The organism is Methylobacterium aquaticum (assembly GCF_016804325.1).
Taxonomy (GTDB): Bacteria; Pseudomonadota; Alphaproteobacteria; order Rhizobiales; family Beijerinckiaceae; genus Methylobacterium; species Methylobacterium aquaticum_C.
Genome location: NZ_CP043629.1, coordinates 1 through 24,322 on the forward strand (window position 1 = coordinate 1; position 24,322 = coordinate 24,322).

Genomic DNA, 24,322 nt, shown 5'->3' on the forward strand with positions numbered 1-24,322 from the left:
AATCGTCGACGAGGACGAGTGCAAAATCGAGAGCGGGAGGGCGGACGTCACACAATCGGGATGAGTGTGGCGCGCCATGCTCGCAGGTGTGGCATCCAATTACTGATTATCATCAAGAGGTTAGGCATCCAAGCCACACCCGCCACACTTGCCACACCCTAAAATCGACGGGATGGCATAAATATGAAAAAGTGAGATTTTGCGTAGGAATCAATATATTTCTCTGTAAATATATATATATATATAGATCAGGCACTTAGCATTTTCCTTCCAGTGCGCGCTAATTTTGCGATGTGACGGTGTGAAAGTGTGACGCCAAGGCCAAGTCATTGGTTCGAAGGGGAAACGTCAAAAATCCCGCCACACTCGGATGTGGCAGAACACATGAGGCGTGTGGCGGTCGCCGGGAGTGGGGGCGGCCTGAATGCAGCCCCTTGCGAGCTTCTCGGCCGCAATGCGACCTTGTGGGGAATATCCAGGTATGGATTGTTCCCTGGGGTGGATCACGCGAGATCTGTTGCCGGTTCGCCACGTTGAAGCGCAAGCTGAGTACAGCCGCAGCCAACTGAAAGACCTTGTTAAGGCGCGCTTCGGCAGCCTGGGATCTTCACCCGAACTCTCGCTGCGCCTCGTCGTAGTGCGTCCCTTCCACTGCCATCCGACGAGGTGACCGGCATGACCATCTCCCGCGAGGCGATCGACATCGAGGCGCTTCTCGTCCGTGCCTACCGCGAGCAGCGGGTCGACCAGTACGGCCGGGACGGCAAGGCCGCGGGCGCCGTGGCGCTTGGCCTCGGCTCCGGCCCCCGGCGCCGGGATCGCAGCTCGGCGGCCCGGAGCGGGTCGACACGTCGAGCTATGCGGCCAACCAGGCAGCCCGGACCCGCCAGGCGTTCCAGCAACTCGCCGCCACGCCCGACGGGCTCTTGGCCCTGCACGATGCGGTCCTCGCCCTCCCCGACATGTTCATCGAATACGGGGCCGGCGCCGACTTCGTGGTCTGGGACGCGGAGACGGCGGAACGCCGGGGCGAGGTCATCACGCTCGCGGGCGGGCGTGCGACGATCCAGGCCACGCGCCGCCGCGGGGGGCGAGGCGAGGGCCGCAACGACCGTGTGCCGGTCGGCCTGCCCCGCCCCCTCACGATCCTGCCGATGACCGTCCTCGTCATCACCCACGGTCGCGGCGATAGCCGGCCGGACGTGACGGATGTGGCCTGGCGCCGCCGTCCGGTCTATCGCCATGGCACCCGGGACATCGCGAGCTACGAGTCCGTCCCGGACGCGCCCCTCGACATCGTCGCGTTCGAGCGCGCCCGCTACGTCGCTTGGCACGCAGTTCTCGGGATGCTGACGGCGGCGAGGGCCGAATGCTCCGAGTTCGCCGTCACGGGGCCGGCTGCGCCTCTGACGATTTGGGCCTCCGAGCCGGTCAAACAGGTGCCCGTGACCAGGCGCAAGGCACGGACACTAAAGGCAAATTTGGAGCGAGGGGCGGCCTAAGCTGAGCAGCTTGACGGCCAGGGAAAGCTAGACTAGGGTCAGAGCACCCTCAGAAGGTTTGAAAACGCCCGGCGCACTCCGCCGGGCGTTTTTCGTTGTGGGCGCTGCCCCGGCCCGCCCCAGCGGCGAGGCCCATCTCTCTGCGCGACAGCGATCCCGCCCCGGACGGTCGCGCCTCGCAGCGCTGCGTCCTCGCCTGTCCCCGCCTCGCACTCCTGTCCGACCCTGCCCGCCCCACCCCCAATGGGTCCCTCTGAGGGGGGTGGACCCATGCGGGCGAAAAGCACCCGGGATTTCTCTAGTTGCTCTGTTCAAAAACCGATGCACAGGTGCACAAGTATGAGCACAGATTGCACAGATCTAGTCTCAATCAGTGAGCTTCACAGAAAGCTGACTGCGGATGGGGTCGCGATCAATAGATCTAGCCTGTCTCGCTACATCACGCGCTACGCCGAAGACCTGAACCCAGTCGTGCAGGGACGCGATACGCTGGTTTCCTACGCCGCGGTGGTCCGCCACCGGGCGGAGAACACGAACCTCGACAGCGCGCTACCGGCCCGACGCTCCTCCTACGAGGGGCCGCGCCGCACCGGGGCGGCCAAGGCGCGCCGGGAGGAGGCGGACGCGAGCCTGCGCGAGATCGCGCTCGCCAAGGCCCGCGGCGAACTCACCCCGACCGCGGAGGTGGTCGAGGCCGCCCGCGAGGCGGTGAGCGCCATGACGCAAGCCTTCGACCTCGCGCTCGCCGATACGGCCGAGCGCATATCCGCGGAGACCGGACGCGATGCCCGGGTGATCCGCCCCCATCTGCGCAAGCTCAAGGATGCGGGTCTCGCGGCCTTTCGGGCCACCCTGACCAAGGCGCTCGCCGCGGAGCAAGGCTCGACGGCCGCGCCCGGCGCGTGATCCCACGATGGCGCCCCCCAATCAGACGGGGGAGCCGTCGGTTTTCGGTTTGGCCGAGTCTCGGCCACCACCCCTTGGCGAGGGATCCTGACGGCGTCGCGGCCCGTCGAACAACGGCAAGTTGACCTCTTGCCTCGCCATGCAGACATCAAGTCAAGGTCAACGCGGCCGCACCTTTTACCATCGAAAGTCACGCAGCGCTCAAGGCGCGCGGGCAGTCGACACCCGAAAGACCACAGCATGACATTTGCCACCCAACCCACCAACCCGTGGGGCGTCAAGGTGCCGGCTGCGCGGCACGGCGCGCAGCAACTTCCCATTCCTGTGGCTGGCACCGCCGAGGAGGCCCGGAGCGTCGAGTTCCGCAACCGCCTCTTGGCTGCCTGTAGCGCGCAGCTTGCCGCCAACGGCGTCGCCTTCCGCGCGACCCACGGTGAGGCTGGCAAGACGCGCGAGGCGGCCCGCCGGGAGCAGCACGCCGCACTCGGCATCATCCCTCGGGCGCAGGAAGCGCAACCGGTCGAGCCGCACGCGGCCGGCCTGGGCGCTGGTGACGCGCCGATCGCGAAGATGCTGTCGGCGGCGGACGAAACGCGGCCCGGTCACGGCCTTCCCATGGAGAGCGCCGCTCCGGTGTCGGCCCCTGCCGCCGGTTCCACCGTGCTCGCCGATCGCATGCGGGCTCGCCACGGCCTTCCCGCCGCGAGCACTGGGCCGGTCCCGGCCCCGGCTGCCGTGACCGCGACGCTCGCCGATCGCATGCGGGCCCGCCACGGGCTCCCCGCCTGATCCCCGTCCCTCCAGATCCTGAGGATCCCGTGAAGCACGATCTCGCCAGTCTCGTCGCCCTCTCCGCCGATACCGCAGCCTCGTCCGACGCCGTCGCCGACGGCCTATCCGCTGCCCAACGCCTTGCGGAGGCGGCGGCGACCGCTCTCAGCCAGGCCGAGACGGCCTATCGCGACTCGCTGCTCACCGCCGACGACAAGGCGATGGGCCGCCTCGCCTCCGAACGCGGGACCGCCGAGATCCGGCGCGACCGTGTCGCACAGCTCGTCGTCGCGCTTGATGAGCGTCTGACTGCGGCCCGTGCTTCGGAAGATGCTGCTCGGAAGCGCGACGCCTACGCTGCCGCGCGCACCCTGCGGGACGCCGCAGTGGAGCGGGTGGAGCGGGAGTATCCCGCCCTGGCCCAGGAAGCGCTGGCGCTCCTGCGCGTCATCGCCGAGGCTGATCTCGCCGTCGCCCGGTCGAACGATGACCTGCCCGAGGGGGCCGAGCGCCTGTCCCGCGTCGAGATCATCGCCCGCGCCCACCCGGGCGCAGCGCGCGAGGTGCTCGACGAGCGCACGGTCGAGTTGTGGTGCCCCGAAGGTTCGGCCGAACCCATACCGGCGGAGCGGCAGGCCCGGGTGATCCGCCAGGACGACCGGCGGGGCTATTCGTCGACGCCCCACGGGCAAAGCTTTTTCGAGCGCCGCGCCTTCCACCAGACGACCGCCTTGCCGGCTGTCCGGGCGCAGTACTCCGACCCGCTGGCGAGCGCACTGGTGCTGCCGCCCTTGCGTCCGGGCGAGCCCTTGGCCTGGGCGCTCGACGATCACGACCCTCATCCCGACCAGATCCTGCGCCGCCTCGACGCCATCGCGGCGGCGAGCGCGGTCAGCCGTCCGGCGCCGAAGCGCGTCCCGGAGATCAAGCACGAGCCGGTGGCCGGCTGACGCCTCCGAACCTCGCCGCCCGGCCCGTCGCGATCCACGCGCGACGGGCGGCGAGAGCCACCGCCCACCGCTCACCGTCCAACGAGACACCGATGCTCAAGACCCTGAAATCACTGATCGGCGTGGTTCGTGCCCCCGACGCTCCGAGCTCTGAGCTGGAGTCCGCCCTTGCTTCCGCCGAGGCCCAAGTGACGGCGGCGGCCGGGGAGGTCTCCGAGGCGGAGGCCGCCTACCAGGCTGGTCTCCTGGACAGCGACGACGCCGGCTTGGCGCGGCTTCGATCGGCCCGCGAGGCGGCCAGCGTGAAGCAGGAGCGCGCCGCAGCGCTGGTGACCGCTCTGCGCCAGCGCATCGCCGCCGTGCAGGTCCAGGAGGACGAGGCCGGCCGCCGCGAGCGCTACGCCGCCGCGAAGCGCGCCTCCGCTGCCGCGGGGAAGGTTCTGGCGACCGAGTACCCACGCCTCGCCCGTGACCTAGTGGCCGTCCTCCGCCAGGTCGCCGAGGCCGATCTCCTGGTGATCGCTGCGAACGAGGCGCTGCCGGCCGGCGCGGAGCGGCTGTTCCCCACCGAGGCGCTGGTGCGGCGCGAGCCGGACACGCCGGAGCGGGTTCTCAAGGACGAGATTTTCACCGCCTGGTGCGGCCCCCGCGGCCATCGGCTGGACCCCGAGGCTCAGGCTAAGGTCGAACCGAACCCGGACGGCGCCACCGGCATCTGGCGCGTCATCGGACAGCCGCCGGTGACGGTCACGCTGCGACGCTTCCGGCGGATCACCCGCGTGCGTGAGATCCCCGGCCGCTCGCTTCCCGCGCTCGCCGCTACCCTCAACCTGCCGCCCCTCGCCGTGGGCCACGTGCCCTACTGGCGGGAGGACGTGGTGCGGCATCCGGCTAGCATCCTTGAGCACCTCGACCGGACGACGCCGCTGTGGGGCAAGGCCCTCGGCCCGGAGCCCGTCGCCTCGGCGCCGGAGGTCGAGATCGTGCCCCTCGACGAGGATGTCACTGCGGCCTGAGCTGCGCACCAGTTTGGCCGGTATCCGGCCCACCTTATCTATTCTCAAGCAGAGAAAGTAATTATGCGATGTCATCTGATAAATTCGATGCGAGCGCGGCATTTCGGGTGGCCCGCCAGGGCGAGGACAATTCTCGCCCGTGGGCCCAAGCTTTCTTCGCGCAGACGGAGACGCTCGGCCTCTCGCTCGCGACGCTGAACCGGATCGTCGCCGAGTGCGACACGCACGCTGCCGCGATGGCGCAGGTCGAGCAGAAGCTCGCGGCCGGCGAGGGCTCCACGGCTGTCCGAGGTGTGGCCCGGGAGGATACCGCGCGCCGGATCGGCGCGGCGCACGCCAAGGCTCATCAACCGAAGAAGATCGGTGCATAGCGTAGGCTAATACCAACTCACATCTTGAAGAGGATCACCAGTGTCCATCGATTTCTCTAAATTCGAACCGGCTTCGAAGGCCGATGCTGCCGCGGCAGGGCTCCTCTCGTCGCCGGCCGGCATGTATCCCGCGGAGGCCGCCGCCTCGTCGCCTGGGGGCGTGCCGGCCGCGGTGGCCGCTGCGCCGCCGCCGGCCGCTTCGGCGCCCGGTTGCATCGTCGCCTTCGCCGAGGGTGGGCCGGCGCGCCACGTGCCCGTAACGCTGGGCTTCCCGATCGTCGTCGATGGCGTGCGGGTGGATACCGTCGTCGTGCGGCGCTTGCGGGTCGCCGAGGTCCGGGCCTACGTCGCTGCGGTCCAGGCCGGGCAGGAGGCGAGCCTGCCGATGTACGAGCGCCCCGACGGCGTGCCGCTGCCGCAAGCCGCCCTCGACGCGCTCGACTCGGACGACTTCGACAAGCTCGACGCGGCGGCCGTGGATTTTTTGCCCCTCGCCCTGCGGGGCGATCCGACCTCCGCCTGAGGCCCGAGGGCTGGCGGTCCGCCGTCGCGCTGGTGACGGCGGTGTTCGGCCCGCACCTCGATCGCTGGCTGTCCGAGGATTGGACCGAGCTGGCCGACTGGTGGGGCGAGGCGATGACCCTGCGGGGAGAGTAAGCCATGGGTACCGTTACGTCGTCCCTCGTCATCCGACTGCAAGATGACGTATCGGCCCGCGCCGCCAAGGCGGCCGGCGCCCTGAAGCAGCTCGGGGACTCGGGAAAGAACCTGAGCCGGCTCGGCGGGTCCACCGCCGGCCTCGACAAGGTCGCGCAGCGCCTCGACGCGCTGCGGGGCAAGCTCGAAGCCGTCTCGCGGTTCAAGGCGGCCGGGCGCGGGTTGATCGACCTCGGCGTCGACCTGCGCAAGGCGCGCGCCGACCTCGCCGAGGCCGACGCGCTGCTGAAGAAGCGCCAGGACACGCTGGACCACTTCGCCCGGGTGAAGAAAACCGACCCGCGCCGTTACGCGACCTGGAAGGCGGACGGGCTCGTCGACCAGGTCGCAGCAAATTTCACAGCCGCCAAGGCGGCGCAGGCGCAGGCCGCGCGCGCGGCGGCCAGGGCGCAGCGCGCCTATGACGGTCAGCGCGCGACCGTGCAGGAGATGCGCGCGAAGTTGCTGCCGAACGGCGGCCCGGCCGCACGCCTCACCGGGACGGAGGCGCGTCTGCGCGCCCTGATCGCGCAGACTGAGGGCGAGCAGCGGGCACAGGCTGCCGCGCAGGCCGCGGCCCGGGCGCGGACCGCACAATCCCTCATCGAGCCCGGTCGCCGCACGGCGGCCGAGATCGATGCGCTGATGCCGAGGCCCGGCGGTCAATCATCCACCGCGGCTCCCGTCAGCCTGGCGCCGGCGACGCCGGACGGGGTGGGCCGGGCCGCCGGCACTGCCGCTTCGGCGGCGGCCGGACTCGGCAAAGTCGAGACCAAGGCGAGGGGCGCCGATGCGGCCGTGCGCCATCTCGCAGCCGCACCCCCGCCCCTCGCCGGGTTCTCGGACGCCCTGACCCGCGACCTCGCCGCGCTCGATCTGACGAAGGCCGAGACGCGGGCGCTCGCCCGCGAGGTCACGCGGATGCGCGCCGACCAGGTCAAGGCGCTCGGGCCGATCAACCCGCGGTATCACGCGCAGATCCTCGACGCCGATCGGGGCCAGATCGAGGACCGGGTCCGAGCGCGGGCCCGCGAGATGGCCGAGGAGCGGCGTACGGCGACCCTGCTCCGCCCGGCCCCGAAGGCCGACGCCAAGCCCGCGGACGAGGTTACGTTCGATCCCGCGGCGGTGCGGGGCATGCGCGAGCGGATGGGGCTGGCCGCCCGGATGGAGCGCCAGCGGGCTTCCGAGACGGCCGCGGCGGCGGCGAGCGACGGGCAGGCCTTCCGCGAGCGGTTCACCTTCGCGAGCCGCATGGCGCGCCAGCGTGCGCAGGAGGAGCGGCGGGCGGGCTCCGAGGCGGCGCAGGCGGCCCGAGAAGCCGCTCGCGAGACGGCCCGCGTCGAGGCGCAGGCGGCCCGCGAGACGGCGCGGGTGGCCCGCGAGGCAGCCCGCGAGAAGATCCAGGCCGCCCGGGAAGCGGCGCGGGAGGCTCGGCGCCTCGAGCGCGACGGGAGCCGCGAGACCGCGCAGGCGGCGCGTGAGGCCGCCCGCGTTGCCCGTGAGGCGGCCCGCGAGCGCGTCGCAGCAGCCCGTGAGGCCGCCCGCGCTGCTCAGGAGTCGGCCCGCCAGGAAGCCACCGCTTTGCGCGCCGTCGCCCGTGAGCGGGCCCGGGCGGCCCGGGAGGCGGCGCGCCAGGACCGCGAGGGCGCTCGCGCCCGGCGTGAGGTCGGGCACCACGCCCGGACCGCGGCCGGGTTCGTCGGGGCCGGCGGCGCCCTCTACGGCACCGAGCGCTTGGCCCGCACCGGCGCCCGCACGGCCGGACAGAGCGAGATGGAGACGGCCCGCGGGCGGGCGGTGGGCCTGACTCCGGAGGAGGACAAGATCGGGCTCGACCGCGCGAACGCGCTGTCGAAACAGTTCCCGTCCCTCAACCCGACCGAGTTGCGCGAGCTGTATCGGGCCCTGCACGTCAATCTCGGCGGCAACGCGAAGGCGGCGAGCGACACCCTTGAGCCGGTGGCGCGCTCGCAGGTCATGCTGCAGAACTTCCGCACCCGCGATGAAGCACAGAGCGACCTTGCGCGTATTATCCGCGGCGCCGAGAACATGGGGATCTCGGACGATCCGAAGAAATTCGAAGTATACCTCCAGGGTGCCACCAAGGGCATGCAGCTCTTCGGTGACACCCTGCGCGGCGAGGACTATTATCAGTACGCCAAGACCGGCCGTCTCGCAGTGGCGGGCCTCAACCCCCGGTTCCTCGGCGCTATCGCGCCGTCGATCATCGACGACATGGGTGGTCCAAGCGCCGGCCAAGCGCATTACACCGCCTCCAACGCTGTCGTCGCCGGGCGGATGAAGAAGGAGTCGAAGGCGGCCGCGAAGTCATTCGGCCTGATGGGGAAAGATGGCCGGATGATCGGCCGCGACACCTTCCAGCAAGACCCGTTCGAATGGGCGCTCAAGGTGCTCGAACCCGCCCTGGCGAGGAAGGGTAAGGGGTTCGACCCCAATGACTCGGGCAAGTTCGTCGATACACTGACGACGATCTTCAATGATCGCAACGCGGCCGAGTTCATCGGTAAGCTCGTCACCAAGCAGGGCGAGCTGAAGCGCAACGAGGAGCGCTTCACGAAGGTGCGGGGACTGGAAGACGCCGAGAAGGTACGTCGAGAGAACCCCGCCGTCGCTCTCGAAGGCGCCAAGACTCAGGGTGCGCAGCTTCTCGGCGAGGCCCTGGCTCCGGCGATCAATCCGGCGACGGTCGCCCTCAACGGGCTCGCCGATGCGGCGGCCTCGGCTTCCGCGAAGCTCCGGGAGAACCCGCAGGCCGTCGAGGGCGGCGGTGTGGTCGCGTCGATCCTCGGGGCCGTGCTCGGCCCCAAGGTCGCCGGGGCCCTCATGACGAAGCTCGCCGGCGACGGAACGGGCATCGTCGCCAACGCCCTGCGGATGGGCGGGGCCGCGTCCTCGGCGGCCGGCAGCGCCCTCGGCTACGCTGGGGGAGTCGGCGTGCCGGCAGCGATCGGCGCGGCGGCGGGCGAGGCTGGGGCGGTCAACGAGCAGGCTCTCCCGAACCTGCTCGCCGGCCGGGAAAGTCCGACCGCCCGCATCGCCCGCGAGCTGGGCGAGGCTCGGCGCCAGCAGGCGACGGAGACGGGACAGCGCGACGAGCTGGACCGTCGTATCGGCGGGATGCGCGGGATCATCGATCGCCTCACCACCCATTACGGCGAGGCGCCGGCCGGTCGCGTTGGGCAGGCTCTTGCGGGGCATCGCAAGGTGCTCGGCGAGCTTGAGGGCCAGCGCGACGCGATCAACGAGCGCCTGCGCGAGGCGGCGCGCGGCCGGGCTCTTGGGCAAGAAGTGCCGATCGCGGCTCCGGTCGCGCCTCAGGCTCCCGTCGCGGCCACCGCACCACAGGCGGCGGTCGCCGCTCGGGCGCCGGTCGCGGCCACGGCTCCGACAGCGGCCCAGTCTCCGGTCGACGGCGCGGCGATTGCGCAGGCTGCCGCGGAGTTGGCCCGCTACCGGGCCGAGTTGGCAATTGTGAGCGAACGACAGGCCGCGACCGCCGCGCTCAGCTTGCCTGGGCTCGGTCGCGACCTCACGGCGAAGCGGGCGGAGATCGAAGGGCTGATCTCTGGCCTCGAGGCGCGTATCAAGGCGCTCGGAAGCGAGACGATCGCTCCGAACATCGACGCATCGCAGGTCGAAGGGCTCGGACAGAAGTCGGGCGAGGCGCACGACAAGCTGACGAGCCTCAACATGACGGTCGCGCCGCAAGTCGACACCTCGTCTCTCTCTGCGGCGATCGCTCTGGCGAGAAGCTTCAACGCCGAACTCGCCAAGATCGGGCCGGCGATCGCGTCAGCCCGGGCACAGGCAGCGAGCCTCACGGTGCCGTCGGCCGGCCAGGGCGGCGGCGGGGACGGTGTCGGCCGGCAGGCCTCCACCGGCATGGTCCGGCGGGGGCTCGCCAACAACTTCGCCTGATGCTGGCTGGCCCTGTCCGGAACCGACCGGTTTTGGACAGGGCGGACCATCCTGTTCAAAATCTAGCCTTTATGAATTCCGGACATGTGTTCGGTTCCGGTCAGGGTTTTCGGACAAAACTGCTTCATGCCGCGCACCTTCGCCTACCTCCGCGTCTCGACCCCCGGCCAGACCACCGACAACCAGCTCACCGAGATCCAGGCCGCCGGGTTCACCATCGAGCCGCGCCGCCTCGTGACCGAGACCGTCTCGGGATCCACCGCGGTCGCGCAGCGCCGCGGGTTCGCGCGCCTTCTCGACCGGCTCGAGGCGGGCGACGTTCTGGTGGTGACCAAGCTCGACCGGCTCGGCCGCAACGCCATGGACGTCGGCGCGACCGTCGCCAGGCTCGACGAGCTCGGGGTGCGGGTCCACTGCCTGGCCTTGGGTGGGGTCGACCTGACGAGTTCGACGGGCAAGCTGACGATGGCCGTGATCAACGCGGTCGCGGAGTTCGAGCGCGATCTCCTGATCGAGCGGACCCAGGCCGGGCTGAGCCGGGCGCGGGCGGAAGGCCGACGGCTCGGCCGGCCGGCCAGTCTCACCGGTGAGCAGCGCGCGGAGGTCGCGCGCCAGCTCGGGGAAGGTGCGAGCGTGTCGGCCCTGGCGCGGACCTTCAAGACCAGCCGGCAGACCATCCTGCGGATCAGGGACGCAACTGTCCCATCGAAAACCGAATTGGAGGTGGCATCATGAAAGCTTCCGTCGCCGAGGGTAATATCGGACTTTTCGACAAGTCGGATCTCGTGGATTTGATTAGATCTCAGATCAAAAAGCTCGGCCTCACGCAGACCAAGGCGGCCGAGCGCATGGGCGTCACCCAATCCGAAGTGTCGAAGGTCTTAAGGGGCCAAACAAGAGGCTTTTCAAGCGAGCGGTTGCTTGCTTTTGCGGGCGCGCTTGGGGCTGACATCGAGATCAGCATCAAGGTCGCCCCTGGCGCGCGTCAGGGCCGGATGAGCCTGAAGGTGGAGATGGAGGCGGCGTGATTGCACTTACAGCCGCTTCGCGCGTTAGTGCTCAGTCTCATTGAGAATGGGTTGCATCGTGGATTACGCTTGGGAAAAGCTACACACTGCCGTGCTCGGCATAGCCCGTAGCGACGATAGCCTGCAGGTTCGGCTTGCTTACGCCTACATCGGCGGCTTGATAAATATTCGTCCTGAGGAGACCCTGCCTGAGAACCTGCGCCCAAATATGGCTGAGATCCATGCGGCGTTCAGGACGCACGAGGCCAAGGGCGACGAAGGTGGTGCTATGGCCTCCGCCCTTGCGATGTCCGATGAGGACGCTCGCGCTACAATCGAGAAGATAGTTATTCTTTACGACGAAATCGCTCAGCGCTCGCCATTCAGGCGCTGATGCGCTCGTTAGATTTGCCACCGCTTGGATGCGCCTTTGCCTGGGCGGCTTGCGTGTCCAAACGGTGGCGGCGCGGAGTCCGCAGCTCTCAAGCGTGATCAAGCTGCGAGAGGCAGTCGGCGAATAGGCGTCGGCCGAGCTCAGGGTCATTGTTCAAGTAGGCTGAAATCGCATCCGCTTCACGACGATCAGGGCAGACCGCAACGATCCGCTGTGCGTTGGTGGCAGCGGAGATGTAGCCAGCATCATGGACGGCCCATCCACCGTCGGCATGCGCCTGAACGCTGAACCGCCAGCCGGTATAGCTCGTCTTTGGCATTCACCTTATCCATTTTATCCACGCCAGTTAGTCGTGGCCAGCATGGATTTTTGCCACTTATAGGACGTTTTTGTGACACTAAATAAACGTGAATTGCAGGGCTTGATAAAGGCGGCGGCGCAGGTATTTTTCGCAGCCCTGCTGAAAGCGCTGCCGGTTCTCATCACTCGTGAAGTGGAAGATGACGCCTGGATCCATCAGGTCCTCATCCAAGACGTCACGAAAGGCGCAGAACCCGTCCACGTGCTGTGCCTGCACGCGCAAATGGGCGGCGACGATGGCGGGGCTGCCAATGATGGGTAGATTGCCGCCCGGCGCGTAGACCACCCGCACCTTGAAGGTGTGCTGGTCGCAGTCCTGCTCCTCCGTAAGCCCCTGGGCCCGCCTGAAGTCGCCCAGCACTTCCCTTGCCCGCATGATCCATTCCTCGCTTTGCCGTGCCTGGTATGTGGTGCTGCCTACCTGAAATCGGTAGCAGGAGGGATGGTGATGCGTTAACGGTTCTGTGGCGGTTTTGTACCACTAATATGCCGCGACAAACACGGGCGGGTACCATGGCGACGATCATCGGCTTGGCGCAGACCAAGGGCGGCGTCGGCAAGACTACCACGGCTCTCAACCTAGCGGCCGAGCTGCGGCGGCGCGGGCGCACGGTGGCCGTCCTTGACGCAGACCCGGCTGCGCATGCCGTTTCGATCGCGGAGAGCGGACGCCTCGGCTACCCGGTTGTCGCCCACCTTTTGGAGGCGGGCGACGAGATGTCTGTGTCCGCCTGGGTCAAGAGCGTCCAGGCCAGATCCGAAGCCTTCGTGCTGATCGATGCCCCTGGCGCTATGGGAGCGGCATTCGGTGCTACCATTGCGATCGCGCACCTGGTTCTCGTGCCGTCTGGGGCGACCGTGCTCGATGTTCGCGGTGCGGCCGAGACGGTGAGTTCTATCCGCCGGAACCGCCGCGCCACGAAGCGGACCCGGCCCGACATCCTGGTCGTGCCGAGCCGCATCGATCGACGGACCTCGGCCGGTCGGGACGTGGTGGCGACCCTTGCGGCGCTTACTGAGCCGGTCGCCCCCGCAATTTCATACCGGGCTGTCGTGGCCGACAGCCTCGCTGGTGGCGAGGTCGTGCCTCCTGACGGCCCCTCCGCCCTCGAATTTGCCGCTCTGGCCGACGCGGTGTTGACGCGACTGGGAGACATGGAATGAAGCGGCGGAACGCCTCGACGAAGCTTGCCGATGCGGCTGCTGCCATCGCCTCCAGCTTGGTCGCTGAAGACGAAGAGATTGCCCAGACTGACGCCCCTGTCTCACCTGACGAGCCTGCTTCAGCCTCCCAAGCTGAGGCTACCCCTGGGCGCAGGGGGCGGCCTCGCGGGCGTCGACCCGTGGCCGCCCGCCAGACCGTCTATCTCGACGAGGCTCGTCACGCTGCGCTCGTCAGGCTGGCTGAGGATCGCGGGCGGTCGGTGCATAGTCTGATCCTGGAGGGGATCGACGCTGTGATTGGGAAGCCATCTGCTACAGGATGGCGTTAAGGTTTTTTGGTATTTATGTGGTGTTATTTGAGTGGTTTTTATCACCGTAAAAATAGGGATGCAGTTATGCTGCTGAGGCGTAATCGGGCGGCTCGGCGTCGGCGCCGTCCTCGTCGTCCTCGCCCCACGCCTCCAGGTCCTCGACGGCCGCGCCCCAGACCATCAGGCGATCGAAGAGGACGGCATCGCAGGCGAAGCGGCACTCGATGGCGCCCGACGGCAACGGGCGGATGGTTTCCACCCGAGCCATGAGGGCAGGCAGCAGCCGCGCGGCTTCGCGCTGGGCCGCCTCGATGGGACAGGCCGAGATGGCTGTTGGGTCAGGCCGGGAGGCCAGCCAAGTCGCTAAGCGGTCGAAGGCGGGCGCGACCAGGATTGCCGTCAAGCTGAAGCCTCGCGGCTTCGTGCCGGGTGATGCACTGGCGAGCAGGCAGTCGAGGAGGCGCACGGCCTCCCGGTAGGCGGCCATTGCTGCATAGGGGGCAGGGAACGGGGAGGCCATAGGCTCAGGCCCTCAGGCTGCCGGCCGGGCGTCGGGGATCTCGGACGCGTTGCCCAAGGCCTCGCCGTAGAGGCCGAGGATCAGGCCTGCCATTTCCTGCGGCACCCCAGGCTCGAGCGCCGTGATGGGATCAGGATCCGGGCTATCGCCTGCGGGGGCGTCGAACAAGTCGGCGAGCAGGTCGAGGCTTGCGCCCCACAGCGCCAAGCGGTCGTGCGCCGCAAGGGGGCAAGCGATGACCATGCGATACCCCCCGCTCGGGTGAGGGGTGATCGTGTCGATGTCGATGAGGTCGAACAGCTCGACGAGGAGCCGTGCCGCCTCGCGCTGCGCCGGCAGCAGGACGCCCGACCACGCGCCGGAGGCGTCCGATATGGCGCCCCGGGGCGCGGCGCGGGGGGGCTGATAGGCCGCGATCCAGTCCATGTAGGCGTCCAGGAAGCCGTTCGGCACGGTCGACACGAGGCGGGCCGTGTCGCCCGTCACCTCGGGTACGTCCGCCCCGACCAGAAGGGTGGCGAGGAGGCGCGGCGCGCCCATGCCCTCACGACCCGCATTGGCAGGCCCGCCATCCGCCGGGCCGTGCGTCATCGTCCCGCGACCACGTTCCATGGCGCGCCTCTCCCCGTTCTGTCGTGATGTGCTGGTGGAAGGCTGGAGGCGACGCCCGGACGGGCGCGCTTACCGGGCCGCCGGCATGCATACCCGCGGTGAGTCAATTTGTAGCGTCAGCAGGTGTCGTTCACCGATTTTTTCTGCTAGCACTGATATCCACTTCACCGACTCGCGCTGTCAATCGTGAAAGTGACATCAGAGTCGCCGCTCGCATCGGTGATGGAGGTGTATCATTTTGGACACGCATAGCGGTGATGCTATCGACGCCTCTTTCCCGAGTCGGAGAGGGCGCGTGGGTCGCAAGCAGGAAATGGAGGCGCGCAAGGTGATCTCGCTGCAGCCTTGGCTGATCGAGGCGATCGCGAATTACCGCTTCAGCGCACGGATCTCGACGGAGTCGGAGGCAATCCGCCAGTTGATCATGAAGGGGCTGGCGGCCGAGGGGCAGCCTGTCGAGCCGCCCGCGAAGGCGACATGATCGTGGTGCGGAAGTCACCCTCAGCGGGTTCGGGGCGTGACTCTGAAACAACACGTTTGACGACGGCGTGCGGTTTACGTCACGCTGGCAAACCCGGACCGCGCTCCCGCGCGAGTCGCGGCCGGACATGGAGACCACCGCCGCTGCAGTGAGACCCTAGAACGCCAAACGGCCCCACTCCTTGCCGGGAGGGGGCCGTGGTGCCACCGAAGCGGCGACGTCGGGAAACGTAAGACAGTCCCGATATCGCCAGACGCTCCCTCGGGAGTCAAGTCAGAACGTCAGTTCTGACGACGGTGGCGGCTTGTCTGGTAAACGGAGCGCTTGCCGGCGCCTCCGATCGATCTGCCGCGGCCCGAGAGGGCCGATTGATGACGCACGCCATGAGGGCAGGGACGACCCTGCTCGAGGACCAGATCCGCGCAGAGCTTGCGACGGCAACGCTCGCGCAGCTCGACCACCAGGCCGCGCGCCTCTGGAAGGAGCACGCCGCTGGCGCACTCGACGAGATGGCCGTCGACCGGCTGTCGCAGGAGATTTTCGCGCTCAAGACCGCGCGGCGGTCCTGGCGAGCGCCGGCAACCGTCTCTCTCGGACAAGCCGTCGAGGCACCCCAGGCCGATCGGCCGGCACCGGGCACAGCCGCGAAGCCGCCGCGGACCTGGTCCCTTTTTCCCCCGAAGCGGCCCGCCCAGCGCCCACCGGACCGCGCCAAGGCCCGGGAGCGTGCGCGGACGCTCGCCGCAGCCTCCGGCCTCCCCCGGCACTCGCATGGCGGTTCACACCGGGCGAACAGGCCGCGCTCTTCGTCATCGCCGCGGAGTGCTACGCCCGCGGTCTATGCGACCGCTGCCACGACGAGATCGCCGCGCGTGCCGGCGTCTCGACCTCCACGGTCAAGCGGGCCCTGCGCCTCGCGAAGCGGCTCGGCCTCGTCCGGATCGAAGAGCGGCCGCAGGAGCGAGCCAAGCACTTGCCGAACGTGGTCCGGGTCGTCTCGCCAGAGTGGGCCGCCTGGATCGCGAAGCGGAAGCCGACTGGGGGTCAGGCTCGAACGGCCATGGGGAGAGAAGATTCTCAGAAGGGATTTTCTGGTCGCTTCGATCGGCCGGCGGCGTCTCACCGGTCGAAGCAGCGCCAGAATCCAGCAGGTGTCGACAGACCGGCTGAAATCTCAGCCGGTCCGCCCAGGCCCAAAGGTCACAAGGCTCCAGCGCGGGGCCTTCGATGAGCCACCGCATCATCTGAATCGTCGTATGGGCTGCCGATGGGCAGGGTCGGATCGCTCGCCGTGTTCTGGCGAGATTCCGCACGCCTGCCGTCACCCTTGTCGATTGATAGTCTTGGCTTGTTCCGCCAATGATTGACTAGTTCTGTCTAAACGCCATGGCGCGATATTCATCAGTAGATGATCCGCGCAGTTCCACGGCAACACAAGGATCAGTTGCGTGTCTGTGTCGCGTATCGAAGACACCTCTGCCCTCATCGTCGGTCTGATCGATGGGTCCCCATCTGCCGCAAGCGAGGCGCCGCCCGAGCCCGCTCCTCAGAAGCGCGGGCGCGGTCGACCGCGGAAGGACCGGCCGGCTCCTCCGCCTCCCTCTCTACCGCCGGCCGAGGATCGTGCTCCCGTCCCGATCGGCGACCTTCCGCCCGTGGCGCGTCTCTCCCCGCAGGTAACCTGGCCTCCCGGCTTCCGGATGGACACTGTCGGGCTTGCCTACCAGCCGAGGCCCGATGGGCCGGCCGAGTACCTCTCCGGCCCCTTCGCGGTTCACGCGAAGGCGCGAGCGGATGACGGCACGGGATGGTCCCTCGTCCTGTCATTCCGCGACAGTGACAACCGGATCCAGGTCGCTGTCATCGGCTACGGCGACCTCGCATCGGGTGAGGCCGGCGAGGTGCGCCGCGACCTGGCGAGTCGCGGTCTGTGGCTCGCGAGCAGGCGCGGGGCCAAGGAACGCTTCGCCGAGGCGCTCGCCGGGGTGCGGGTCGACCTCCGGGCGGTCATCGTCAACAAGGCCGGATGGCACGGCGAGGGCGAGGTCTTTGCCGTTCCCTCCTTTACGGCGGCAGCTCCAAACCGGCAGGCCGAGCCCATTGTTTTTCAGTCGGGGCAGAGTGCAGCCCACTTCAGGATCGCGGGCGATCTTGCGACTTGGCGCGCAGAGGTAGCGGCCCTGGCGGAGGGGCAGACGCGACTGGAATTTGCCCTCGGGCTCGGCTTCGCGGGGCCTTTGCTCGAGCCTCTCGGCGCCGAGGGCGGAGCCTTCAATTACGTGGGGGCCAGTTCTTCCGGCAAAACCACAGCGCTCCGCCTCGCAGGCAGTATTTGGGGCGGCGGCGGGCCTCTTGGCTTCGCCACGAGTTGGCGGACGACAGCAAACGCCATTGAAGGAACGGCGAGCGCCCATAATGATAGTCTGCTTTGTCTCGACGAATTAGGCCTGATTGAGCCACGTGACCTTGAGGCAGCGGCTTATGTCCTTACCGGAGGATCGGGTAAGGGGCGATCTCGCGCGGACGGTGACCTTCGAGCGCGGACGCGCTGGAGGGTCTGCGTCCTCTCGACGGGTGAGATCGGGCTTGCCCAGCGCCTCGCCGAGGGTGGGGCGAACCGGCAGGCCAAGGCGGGCCAAGGGGTGAGGTTCGTCGACGTCGACGCCGATGCTGGCGCTGGACTCGGCTTATTCAACCACGTCGGGCCCTTTGCCGGGCCAGGGGCTCTTGCCGATGCCTTGCGCGAGCGCACGGCGCACCAGCACGGGACTGCCGGCCCGGCCTTTGTCCAGAGGCTCCTGGAAGGGAAGGCGGAGGCGATCCGGACCGCCAGGGATCACATGGCGGCCTTCGTCTCCGAGCACGTGCCGGATGGCGCCTCGGGGCAGGTGGTCCGTGTCGCTCAGCGCTTCGGCCTCGTCGCAGCGGCGGGCGAGCTCGCCACAGCCTTCGACATCCTGCCCTTCTCGCCGGGCACGGTGACGGAGGCGGCCGGAGCCTTGTTCCGATCGTGGGTGCGCTCCCGGGGCGGCGTCGGGGCGAGCGAGGACCGCGACGCCGTTACGGCCGTGAGGCACTTCCTCCAGCAGCACGGCCCGGCACGCTTCATCTCGGCCGACAAGGCTCTTGATGAGAGCGCGTGGCGGGCGCAGCGGGTCGCCGGCTACCGCATGCGAGGGGAAACTACCGCTGAGGATGGAGACTATCTCTTCCACTCGTCGGGGTTCGCTGAAGCTATCGCCGGTCTAGACCGTCGAGCAGCGGCCGATGCTCTCGCTGAGGCTGGCTTCCTGAAAAAAGATCCGACCGGTAAGCGTACTAGATCCGAGCGAGTCGGCGGCAAGTCAATGCGCGTCTATCGCGTGTCCTGCTCGATCCTTGAGGGAGACGAGGAATGACCGGCCCTGCCCGCCCCGATATCGCGGCCCGGTTCGCAGGGCTGCGTCGTTCCCCGACTCCCGTCCTCGCGCGCGCGGTGGGTGCCGGTGGCGGCGCGGCCCTTTTTTCCGCGAGCCCTGGTTCTGAGGCTTCGCCGTCCGACGATGGGATGGTGGAGGAGCGCGCCGCGATCCTGCAGCACGATGCCGGCTGGTCGCGCGAGGAGGCGGAGACGCTCGCGGTGCGGATGGCCGCGATGCGGGCGCGGCGGGCCGGGCCCGAGGAGTGGGCCGACCTCGACCGCGAGGTGATCGCCCGCGAGCGGAGCCGGGCGGGTCTCGCCGGCCCGTAGACCCCCACCCCGTCACGGGTCCTCCCTGGGAGGGGATAACCACGGGCGGAAAGCACGCGGAATTCCGGCAGTCTGAGCCTGATTTCAAAGCGTGAAGAGTGGAGCGACTTCATGAAGAGTGGTGAAGTCGCGAGTTCACAAAGCCTGAAATACAACTTGGAGTGACCATGCGTATCATCAGCAAGAGCGCCTTCGCTCGCCTCTGTAATGTCCAGCCGTCCGCGGTCTCCAACTGGATCGCCAACGGGATCTTGAGCGGCGAAGCCATCGTCGGTGAGGGGCGGACAGCGCGGATCAACGTCGACGTGGCCCGAGTCCAGGTGAACCAGCGGCGCGACATCGGCCAGGCACTGGGCAACGGCCTGAAGGTCCGGCTGCGGCCGGAGGCTACGGCACCCGCGCCATCCCCCGTGTCGGCCGAGGCGCCCACCCTCCCCAACGCGCGGGCCGCTCGCATCCTGTTCTTCGAGGGCGCGCTCGCGCTCGCGCGCGAGCTGCACATGGCCATCGCGCTCGTCGCTCACGACAGTGGCGCGACCCGGGAGGAAGCCAGGCGGGTCGAGGCGTTCGCGCGAGAGGGGGTCCGCCGCGAGATCGGCCTGCTGGCGAACCTGTTCGGGCACGAGGCCGGGGTGACGTTCGCCGATTTATACGACGAGTCCCGGTATTTATCGACCGACTGGAAAATCGTCGACGAGGACGAGTGCAAAATCGAGAGCGGGAGGGCGGACGTCACACAATCGGGATGAGTGTGGCGCGCCATGCTCGCAGGTGTGGCATCCAATTACTGATTATCATCAAGAGGTTAGGCATCCAAGCCACACCGCCACACTTGCCACACCCTAAAATCGACGGGATGGCATAAATATGAAAAAGTGAGATTTTGCGTAGGAATCAATATATTTCTCTGTAAATATATATATATATATAGATCAGGCACTTAGCATTTTCCTTCCAGTGCGCGCTAATTTTGCGATGTGACGGTGTGAAAGTGTGACGCCAAGGCCAAGTCATTGGTTTCGAAGGGGAAACGTCAAAAATCCCGCCACACTCGGATGTGGCAGAACACATGAGGCGTGTGGCGGTCGCCGGGAGTGGGGGCGGCCTGAATGCAGCCCCTTGCGAGCTTCTCGGCCGCAATGCGACCTTGTGGGGAATATCCAGGTATGGATTGTTCCCTGGGGTGGATCACGCGAGATCTGTTGCCGGTTCGCCACGTTGAAGCGCAAGCTGAGTACAGCCGCAGCCAACTGAAAGACCTTGTTAAGGCGCGCTTCGGCAGCCTGGGATCTTCACCCGAACTCTCGCTGCGCCTCGTCGTAGTGCGTCCCTTCCACTGCCATCCGACGAGGTGACCGGCATGACCATCTCCCGCGAGGCGATCGACATCGAGGCGCTTCTCGTCCGTGCCTACCGCGAGCAGCGGGTCGACCAGTACGGCCGGGACGGCAAGGCCGCGGGCGCCGTGGCGCTTGGCCTCGGCTCCGGCCCCCGGGCGCCGGGATCGCAGCTCGGCGGCCCGGAGCGGGTCGACACGTCGAGCTATGCGGCCAACCAGGCAGCCCGGACCCGCCAGGCGTTCCAGCAACTCGCCGCCACGCCCGACGGGCTCTTGGCCCTGCACGATGCGGTCCTCGCCCTCCCCGACATGTTCATCGAATACGGGGCCGGCGCCGACTTCGTGGTCTGGGACGCGGAGACGGCGGAACGCCGGGGCGAGGTCATCACGCTCGCGGGCGGGCGTGCGACGATCCAGGCCACGCGCCGCCGCGGGGGGCGAGGCGAGGGCCGCAACGACCGTGTGCCGGTCGGCCTGCCCCGCCCCCTCACGATCCTGCCGATGACCGTCCTCGTCATCACCCACGGTCGCGGCGATAGCCGGCCGGACGTGACGGATGTGGCCTGGCGCCGCCGTCCGGTCTATCGCCATGGCACCCGGGACATCGCGAGCTACGAGTCCGTCCCGGACGCGCCCCTCGACATCGTCGCGTTCGAGCGCGCCCGCTACGTCGCTTGGCACGCAGTTCTCGGGATGCTGACGGCGGCGAGGGCCGAATGCTCCGAGTTCGCCGTCACGGGGCCGGCTGCGCCTCTGACGATTTGGGCCTCCGAGCCGGTCAAACAGGTGCCCGTGACCAGGCGCAAGGCACGGACACTAAAGGCAAATTTGGAGCGAGGGGCGGCCTAAGCTGAGCAGCTTGACGGCCAGGGAAAGCTAGACTAGGGTCAGAGCACCCTCAGAAGGTTTGAAAACGCCCGGCGCACTCCGCCGGGCGTTTTTCGTTGTGGGCGCTGCCCCGGCCCGCCCCAGCGGCGAGGCCCATCTCTCTGCGCGACAGCGATCCCGCCCCGGACGGTCGCGCCTCGCAGCGCTGCGTCCTCGCCTGTCCCCGCCTCGCACTCCTGTCCGACCCCTGCCCGCCCCACCCCCAATGGGTCCCTCTGAGGGGGGTGGACCCATGCGGGCGAAAAGCACCCGGGATTTCTCTAGTTGCTCTGTTCAAAAACCGATGCACAGGTGCACAAGTATGAGCACAGATTGCACAGATCTAGTCTCAATCAGTGAGCTTCACAGAAAGCTGACTGCGGATGGGGTCGCGATCAATAGATCTAGCCTGTCTCGCTACATCACGCGCTACGCCGAAGACCTGAACCCAGTCGTGCAGGGACGCGATACGCTGGTTTCCTACGCCGCGGTGGTCCGCCACCGGGCGGAGAACACGAACCTCGACAGCGCGCTACCGGCCCGACGCTCCTCCTACGAGGGGCCGCGCCGCACCGGGGCGGCCAAGGCGCGCCGGGAGGAGGCGGACGCGAGCCTGCGCGAGATCGCGCTCGCCAAGGCCCGCGGCGAACTCACCCCGACCGCGGAGGTGGTCGAGGCCGCCCGCGAGGCGGTGAGCGCCATGACGCAAGCCTTCGACCTCGCGCTCGCCGATACGGCCGAGCGCATATCCGCGGAGACCGGACGCGATGCCCGGGTGATCCGCCCCCATCTGCGCAAGCTCAAGGATGCGGGTCTCGCGGCCTTTCGGGCCACCCTGACCAAGGCGCTCGCCGCGGAGCAAGGCTCGACGGCCGCGCCCGGCGCGTGATCCCACGATGGCGCCCCCCAATCAGACGGGGGAGCCGTCGGTTTTCGGTTTGGCCGAGTCTCGGCCACCACCCCTTGGCGAGGGATCCTGACGGCGTCGCGGCCCGTCGAACAACGGCAAGTTGACCTCTTGCCTCGCCATGCAGACATCAAGTCAAGGTCAACGCGGCCGCACCTTTTACCATCGAAAGTCACGCAGCGCTCAAGGCGCGCGGGCAGTCGACACCCGAAAGACCACAGCATGACATTTGCCACCCAACCCACCAACCCGTGGGGCGTCAAGGTGCCGGCTGCGCGGCACGGCGCGCAGCAACTTCCCATTCCTGTGGCTGGCACCGCCGAGGAGGCCCGGAGCGTCGAGTTCCGCAACCGCCTCTTGGCTGCCTGTAGCGCGCAGCTTGCCGCCAACGGCGTCGCCTTCCGCGCGACCCACGGTGAGGCTGGCAAGACGCGCGAGGCGGCCCGCCGGGAGCAGCACGCCGCACTCGGCATCATCCCTCGGGCGCAGGAAGCGCAACCGGTCGAGCCGCACGCGGCCGGCCTGGGCGCTGGTGACGCGCCGATCGCGAAGATGCTGTCGGCGGCGGACGAAACGCGGCCCGGTCACGGCCTTCCCATGGAGAGCGCCGCTCCGGTGTCGGCCCCTGCCGCCGGTTCCACCGTGCTCGCCGATCGCATGCGGGCTCGCCACGGCCTTCCCGCCGCGAGCACTGGGCCGGTCCCGGCCCCGGCTGCCGTGACCGCGACGCTCGCCGATCGCATGCGGGCCCGCCACGGGCTCCCCGCCTGATCCCCGTCCCTCCAGATCCTGAGGATCCCGTGAAGCACGATCTCGCCAGTCTCGTCGCCCTCTCCGCCGATACCGCAGCCTCGTCCGACGCCGTCGCCGACGGCCTATCCGCTGCCCAACGCCTTGCGGAGGCGGCGGCGACCGCTCTCAGCCAGGCCGAGACGGCCTATCGCGACTCGCTGCTCACCGCCGACGACAAGGCGATGGGCCGCCTCGCCTCCGAACGCGGGACCGCCGAGATCCGGCGCGACCGTGTCGCACAGCTCGTCGTCGCGCTTGATGAGCGTCTGACTGCGGCCCGTGCTTCGGAAGATGCTGCTCGGAAGCGCGACGCCTACGCTGCCGCGCGCACCCTGCGGGACGCCGCAGTGGAGCGGGTGGAGCGGGAGTATCCCGCCCTGGCCCAGGAAGCGCTGGCGCTCCTGCGCGTCATCGCCGAGGCTGATCTCGCCGTCGCCCGGTCGAACGATGACCTGCCCGAGGGGGCCGAGCGCCTGTCCCGCGTCGAGATCATCGCCCGCGCCCACCCGGGCGCAGCGCGCGAGGTGCTCGACGAGCGCACGGTCGAGTTGTGGTGCCCCGAAGGTTCGGCCGAACCCATACCGGCGGAGCGGCAGGCCCGGGTGATCCGCCAGGACGACCGGCGGGGCTATTCGTCGACGCCCCACGGGCAAAGCTTTTTCGAGCGCCGCGCCTTCCACCAGACGACCGCCTTGCCGGCTGTCCGGGCGCAGTACTCCGACCCGCTGGCGAGCGCACTGGTGCTGCCGCCCTTGCGTCCGGGCGAGCCCTTGGCCTGGGCGCTCGACGATCACGACCCTCATCCCGACCAGATCCTGCGCCGCCTCGACGCCATCGCGGCGGCGAGCGCGGTCAGCCGTCCGGCGCCGAAGCGCGTCCCGGAGATCAAGCACGAGCCGGTGGCCGGCTGACGCCTCCGAACCTCGCCGCCCGGCCCGTCGCGATCCACGCGCGACGGGCGGCGAGAGCCACCGCCCACCGCTCACCGTCCAACGAGACACCGATGCTCAAGACCCTGAAATCACTGATCGGCGTGGTTCGTGCCCCCGACGCTCCGAGCTCTGAGCTGGAGTCCGCCCTTGCTTCCGCCGAGGCCCAAGTGACGGCGGCGGCCGGGGAGGTCTCCGAGGCGGAGGCCGCCTACCAGGCTGGTCTCCTGGACAGCGACGACGCCGGCTTGGCGCGGCTTCGATCGGCCCGCGAGGCGGCCAGCGTGAAGCAGGAGCGCGCCGCAGCGCTGGTGACCGCTCTGCGCCAGCGCATCGCCGCCGTGCAGGTCCAGGAGGACGAGGCCGGCCGCCGCGAGCGCTACGCCGCCGCGAAGCGCGCCTCCGCTGCCGCGGGGAAGGTTCTGGCGACCGAGTACCCACGCCTCGCCCGTGACCTAGTGGCCGTCCTCCGCCAGGTCGCCGAGGCCGATCTCCTGGTGATCGCTGCGAACGAGGCGCTGCCGGCCGGCGCGGAGCGGCTGTTCCCCACCGAGGCGCTGGTGCGGCGCGAGCCGGACACGCCGGAGCGGGTTCTCAAGGACGAGATTTTCACCGCCTGGTGCGGCCCCGCGGCCATCGGCTGGACCCCGAGGCTCAGGCTAAGGTCGAACCGAACCCGGACGGCGCCACCGGCATCTGGCGCGTCATCGGACAGCCGCCGGTGACGGTCACGCTGCGACGCTTCCGGCGGATCA

At 68.6% G+C, this 24,322-nt stretch carries 25 protein-coding genes; 21 read left to right on the forward strand and 4 right to left on the reverse strand.

Going from position 1 to position 24,322, the window contains the following annotated elements:
* The first annotated feature begins 926 nt into the window (after nucleotides 1-926).
* The 11 genes from F1D61_RS33000 to F1D61_RS33050 all read left to right on the forward strand — a co-directional run bounded on the left by F1D61_RS33000 (nucleotide 927) and on the right by F1D61_RS33050 (nucleotide 11,555).
* A complete protein-coding gene (locus tag F1D61_RS33000) occupies nucleotides 927-1,502 on the forward strand; it encodes a hypothetical protein (protein ID WP_203159526.1) in 576 nt (191 codons plus the stop codon).
* A 471-nt stretch (nucleotides 1,503-1,973) separates the two neighbouring features.
* Nucleotides 1,974-2,408 (forward strand): hypothetical protein, encoded by a 435-nt coding sequence (locus F1D61_RS33005; RefSeq protein WP_203159508.1) that lies wholly within the window; start codon nucleotides 1,974-1,976, stop codon nucleotides 2,406-2,408.
* A 240-nt stretch (nucleotides 2,409-2,648) separates the two neighbouring features.
* Nucleotides 2,649-3,197 (forward strand): hypothetical protein, encoded by a 549-nt coding sequence (locus F1D61_RS33010; protein ID WP_203159509.1) that lies wholly within the window; start codon nucleotides 2,649-2,651, stop codon nucleotides 3,195-3,197.
* A 29-nt stretch (nucleotides 3,198-3,226) separates the two neighbouring features.
* Nucleotides 3,227-4,129 carry a hypothetical protein gene (locus F1D61_RS33015; RefSeq protein WP_203159510.1) on the forward strand — a complete coding sequence of 301 codons (903 nt, stop codon included), beginning with the start codon at nucleotides 3,227-3,229 and terminating at the stop codon, nucleotides 4,127-4,129.
* 92 nt (nucleotides 4,130-4,221) lie between these two features.
* The gene (locus F1D61_RS33020) at nucleotides 4,222-5,145 is read left to right on the forward strand and encodes a hypothetical protein (protein WP_203159527.1); all 924 of its coding nucleotides are present in this window, start codon (nucleotides 4,222-4,224) and stop codon (nucleotides 5,143-5,145) included.
* Between the two features lie 107 nt (nucleotides 5,146-5,252).
* Nucleotides 5,253-5,516, forward strand: a complete 264-nt coding sequence (locus tag F1D61_RS33025; RefSeq protein ID WP_203159513.1) for a hypothetical protein — start codon at nucleotides 5,253-5,255, stop codon at nucleotides 5,514-5,516.
* A gap of 40 nt (nucleotides 5,517-5,556) precedes the next feature.
* Nucleotides 5,557-6,039 (forward strand): phage tail assembly protein, encoded by a 483-nt coding sequence (locus F1D61_RS33030; protein ID WP_203159514.1) that lies wholly within the window; start codon nucleotides 5,557-5,559, stop codon nucleotides 6,037-6,039.
* Nucleotides 6,040-6,176: 137 nt separating this feature from the next.
* Nucleotides 6,177-10,154, forward strand: coding sequence for a hypothetical protein (locus F1D61_RS33035; protein ID WP_203159515.1), 3,978 nt, complete (start codon nucleotides 6,177-6,179; stop codon nucleotides 10,152-10,154).
* A gap of 126 nt (nucleotides 10,155-10,280) precedes the next feature.
* Complete coding sequence (locus F1D61_RS33040) at nucleotides 10,281-10,889, forward strand: recombinase family protein (protein WP_203159516.1); 609 nt, start codon at nucleotides 10,281-10,283, stop codon at nucleotides 10,887-10,889.
* Nucleotides 10,886-11,182: a helix-turn-helix domain-containing protein gene (locus F1D61_RS33045; protein ID WP_203159517.1), complete on the forward strand. Its 297-nt coding sequence runs from the start codon at nucleotides 10,886-10,888 to the stop codon at nucleotides 11,180-11,182. The genes F1D61_RS33040 and F1D61_RS33045 overlap by 4 nt, the downstream gene beginning before the upstream one ends.
* Before the next feature lie 58 nt (nucleotides 11,183-11,240).
* Nucleotides 11,241-11,555, forward strand: a complete 315-nt coding sequence (locus tag F1D61_RS33050; protein ID WP_203159518.1) for a hypothetical protein — start codon at nucleotides 11,241-11,243, stop codon at nucleotides 11,553-11,555.
* An 88-nt stretch (nucleotides 11,556-11,643) separates the two neighbouring features.
* Here the strand turns inward: F1D61_RS33050 and F1D61_RS33055 are convergent, their stop codons facing one another.
* Together F1D61_RS33055 and F1D61_RS33060 are read right to left on the reverse strand one after the other, a co-directional pair.
* On the reverse strand, nucleotides 11,644-11,874 hold the full coding sequence (locus tag F1D61_RS33055) for a hypothetical protein (protein ID WP_203159519.1): 231 nt from the start codon (nucleotides 11,872-11,874) through the stop codon (nucleotides 11,644-11,646).
* 78 nt (nucleotides 11,875-11,952) lie between these two features.
* Complete coding sequence (locus F1D61_RS33060; protein ID WP_203159520.1) at nucleotides 11,953-12,291, reverse strand: hypothetical protein; 339 nt, start codon at nucleotides 12,289-12,291, stop codon at nucleotides 11,953-11,955.
* A 137-nt stretch (nucleotides 12,292-12,428) separates the two neighbouring features.
* Between F1D61_RS33060 and F1D61_RS33065 the strand changes: the two genes are divergently transcribed.
* Nucleotides 12,429-13,079 carry a ParA family protein gene (locus F1D61_RS33065; RefSeq protein WP_203159521.1) on the forward strand — a complete coding sequence of 217 codons (651 nt, stop codon included), beginning with the start codon at nucleotides 12,429-12,431 and terminating at the stop codon, nucleotides 13,077-13,079.
* Between the two features lie 393 nt (nucleotides 13,080-13,472).
* Here the strand turns inward: F1D61_RS33065 and F1D61_RS33070 are convergent, their stop codons facing one another.
* Both F1D61_RS33070 and F1D61_RS33075 read right to left on the reverse strand, forming a co-directional pair.
* Nucleotides 13,473-13,856 carry a hypothetical protein gene (locus tag F1D61_RS33070; RefSeq protein WP_203159522.1) on the reverse strand — a complete coding sequence of 128 codons (384 nt, stop codon included), beginning with the start codon at nucleotides 13,854-13,856 and terminating at the stop codon, nucleotides 13,473-13,475.
* A gap of 66 nt (nucleotides 13,857-13,922) precedes the next feature.
* A complete protein-coding gene (locus F1D61_RS33075; protein ID WP_203159523.1) occupies nucleotides 13,923-14,522 on the reverse strand; it encodes a hypothetical protein in 600 nt (199 codons plus the stop codon).
* Nucleotides 14,523-14,817: 295 nt separating this feature from the next.
* Between F1D61_RS33075 and F1D61_RS33080 the strand changes: the two genes are divergently transcribed.
* From F1D61_RS33080 to F1D61_RS33120, 9 genes are all read left to right on the forward strand, one after another.
* Entirely contained in the window at nucleotides 14,818-15,003 is a 186-nt protein-coding gene (locus F1D61_RS33080; protein ID WP_203159531.1) for a hypothetical protein, read from the forward strand.
* 1,655 nt (nucleotides 15,004-16,658) lie between these two features.
* Complete coding sequence (locus F1D61_RS33085) at nucleotides 16,659-18,401, forward strand: DUF927 domain-containing protein (protein ID WP_246776052.1); 1,743 nt, start codon at nucleotides 16,659-16,661, stop codon at nucleotides 18,399-18,401.
* A gap of 149 nt (nucleotides 18,402-18,550) precedes the next feature.
* A complete protein-coding gene (locus tag F1D61_RS33090; RefSeq protein ID WP_203159528.1) occupies nucleotides 18,551-18,733 on the forward strand; it encodes a hypothetical protein in 183 nt (60 codons plus the stop codon).
* 167 nt (nucleotides 18,734-18,900) lie between these two features.
* The gene (locus F1D61_RS33095) at nucleotides 18,901-19,482 is read left to right on the forward strand and encodes a hypothetical protein (RefSeq protein ID WP_203159529.1); all 582 of its coding nucleotides are present in this window, start codon (nucleotides 18,901-18,903) and stop codon (nucleotides 19,480-19,482) included.
* Between the two features lie 611 nt (nucleotides 19,483-20,093).
* Nucleotides 20,094-20,921 (forward strand): hypothetical protein, encoded by an 828-nt coding sequence (locus tag F1D61_RS33100; RefSeq protein WP_203159507.1) that lies wholly within the window; start codon nucleotides 20,094-20,096, stop codon nucleotides 20,919-20,921.
* 472 nt (nucleotides 20,922-21,393) lie between these two features.
* Nucleotides 21,394-21,828, forward strand: a complete 435-nt coding sequence (locus F1D61_RS33105) for a hypothetical protein (RefSeq protein ID WP_203159508.1) — start codon at nucleotides 21,394-21,396, stop codon at nucleotides 21,826-21,828.
* Nucleotides 21,829-22,068: 240 nt separating this feature from the next.
* Nucleotides 22,069-22,617 (forward strand): hypothetical protein, encoded by a 549-nt coding sequence (locus tag F1D61_RS33110; RefSeq protein ID WP_203159509.1) that lies wholly within the window; start codon nucleotides 22,069-22,071, stop codon nucleotides 22,615-22,617.
* 29 nt (nucleotides 22,618-22,646) lie between these two features.
* Nucleotides 22,647-23,549 carry a hypothetical protein gene (locus tag F1D61_RS33115; RefSeq protein WP_203159510.1) on the forward strand — a complete coding sequence of 301 codons (903 nt, stop codon included), beginning with the start codon at nucleotides 22,647-22,649 and terminating at the stop codon, nucleotides 23,547-23,549.
* 92 nt (nucleotides 23,550-23,641) lie between these two features.
* Complete coding sequence (locus F1D61_RS33120; protein WP_203159511.1) at nucleotides 23,642-24,292, forward strand: hypothetical protein; 651 nt, start codon at nucleotides 23,642-23,644, stop codon at nucleotides 24,290-24,292.
* Nucleotides 24,293-24,322: the final 30 nt, after the last annotated feature.

Excerpts from the sequence above, each read along its gene's own strand:
- F1D61_RS33065 (WP_203159521.1), top strand. The coding sequence starts at position 12,429 with ATGGCGACGATCATCGGCTTGGCGCAGACCAAGGGCGGCGTCGGCAAG.
- F1D61_RS33110 (WP_203159509.1), top strand. The coding sequence starts at position 22,069 with ATGACATTTGCCACCCAACCCACCAACCCGTGGGGCGTCAAGGTGCCG.
- F1D61_RS33095 (WP_203159529.1), top strand. The coding sequence starts at position 18,901 with ATGCGTATCATCAGCAAGAGCGCCTTCGCTCGCCTCTGTAATGTCCAG.
- F1D61_RS33055 (WP_203159519.1), bottom strand. The coding sequence starts at position 11,874 with ATGCCAAAGACGAGCTATACCGGCTGGCGGTTCAGCGTTCAGGCGCAT.
- F1D61_RS33035 (WP_203159515.1), top strand. The coding sequence starts at position 6,177 with ATGGGTACCGTTACGTCGTCCCTCGTCATCCGACTGCAAGATGACGTA.
- F1D61_RS33090 (WP_203159528.1), top strand. The coding sequence starts at position 18,551 with ATGGTGGAGGAGCGCGCCGCGATCCTGCAGCACGATGCCGGCTGGTCG.
- F1D61_RS33060 (WP_203159520.1), bottom strand. The coding sequence starts at position 12,291 with ATGCGGGCAAGGGAAGTGCTGGGCGACTTCAGGCGGGCCCAGGGGCTT.
- F1D61_RS33045 (WP_203159517.1), top strand. The coding sequence starts at position 10,886 with ATGAAAGCTTCCGTCGCCGAGGGTAATATCGGACTTTTCGACAAGTCG.
- F1D61_RS33010 (WP_203159509.1), top strand. The coding sequence starts at position 2,649 with ATGACATTTGCCACCCAACCCACCAACCCGTGGGGCGTCAAGGTGCCG.
- F1D61_RS33100 (WP_203159507.1), top strand. The coding sequence starts at position 20,094 with ATGACCATCTCCCGCGAGGCGATCGACATCGAGGCGCTTCTCGTCCGT.
- F1D61_RS33040 (WP_203159516.1), top strand. The coding sequence starts at position 10,281 with ATGCCGCGCACCTTCGCCTACCTCCGCGTCTCGACCCCCGGCCAGACC.
- F1D61_RS33075 (WP_203159523.1), bottom strand. The coding sequence starts at position 14,522 with ATGGAACGTGGTCGCGGGACGATGACGCACGGCCCGGCGGATGGCGGG.
- F1D61_RS33020 (WP_203159527.1), top strand. The coding sequence starts at position 4,222 with ATGCTCAAGACCCTGAAATCACTGATCGGCGTGGTTCGTGCCCCCGAC.
- F1D61_RS33120 (WP_203159511.1), top strand. The coding sequence starts at position 23,642 with ATGCTCAAGACCCTGAAATCACTGATCGGCGTGGTTCGTGCCCCCGAC.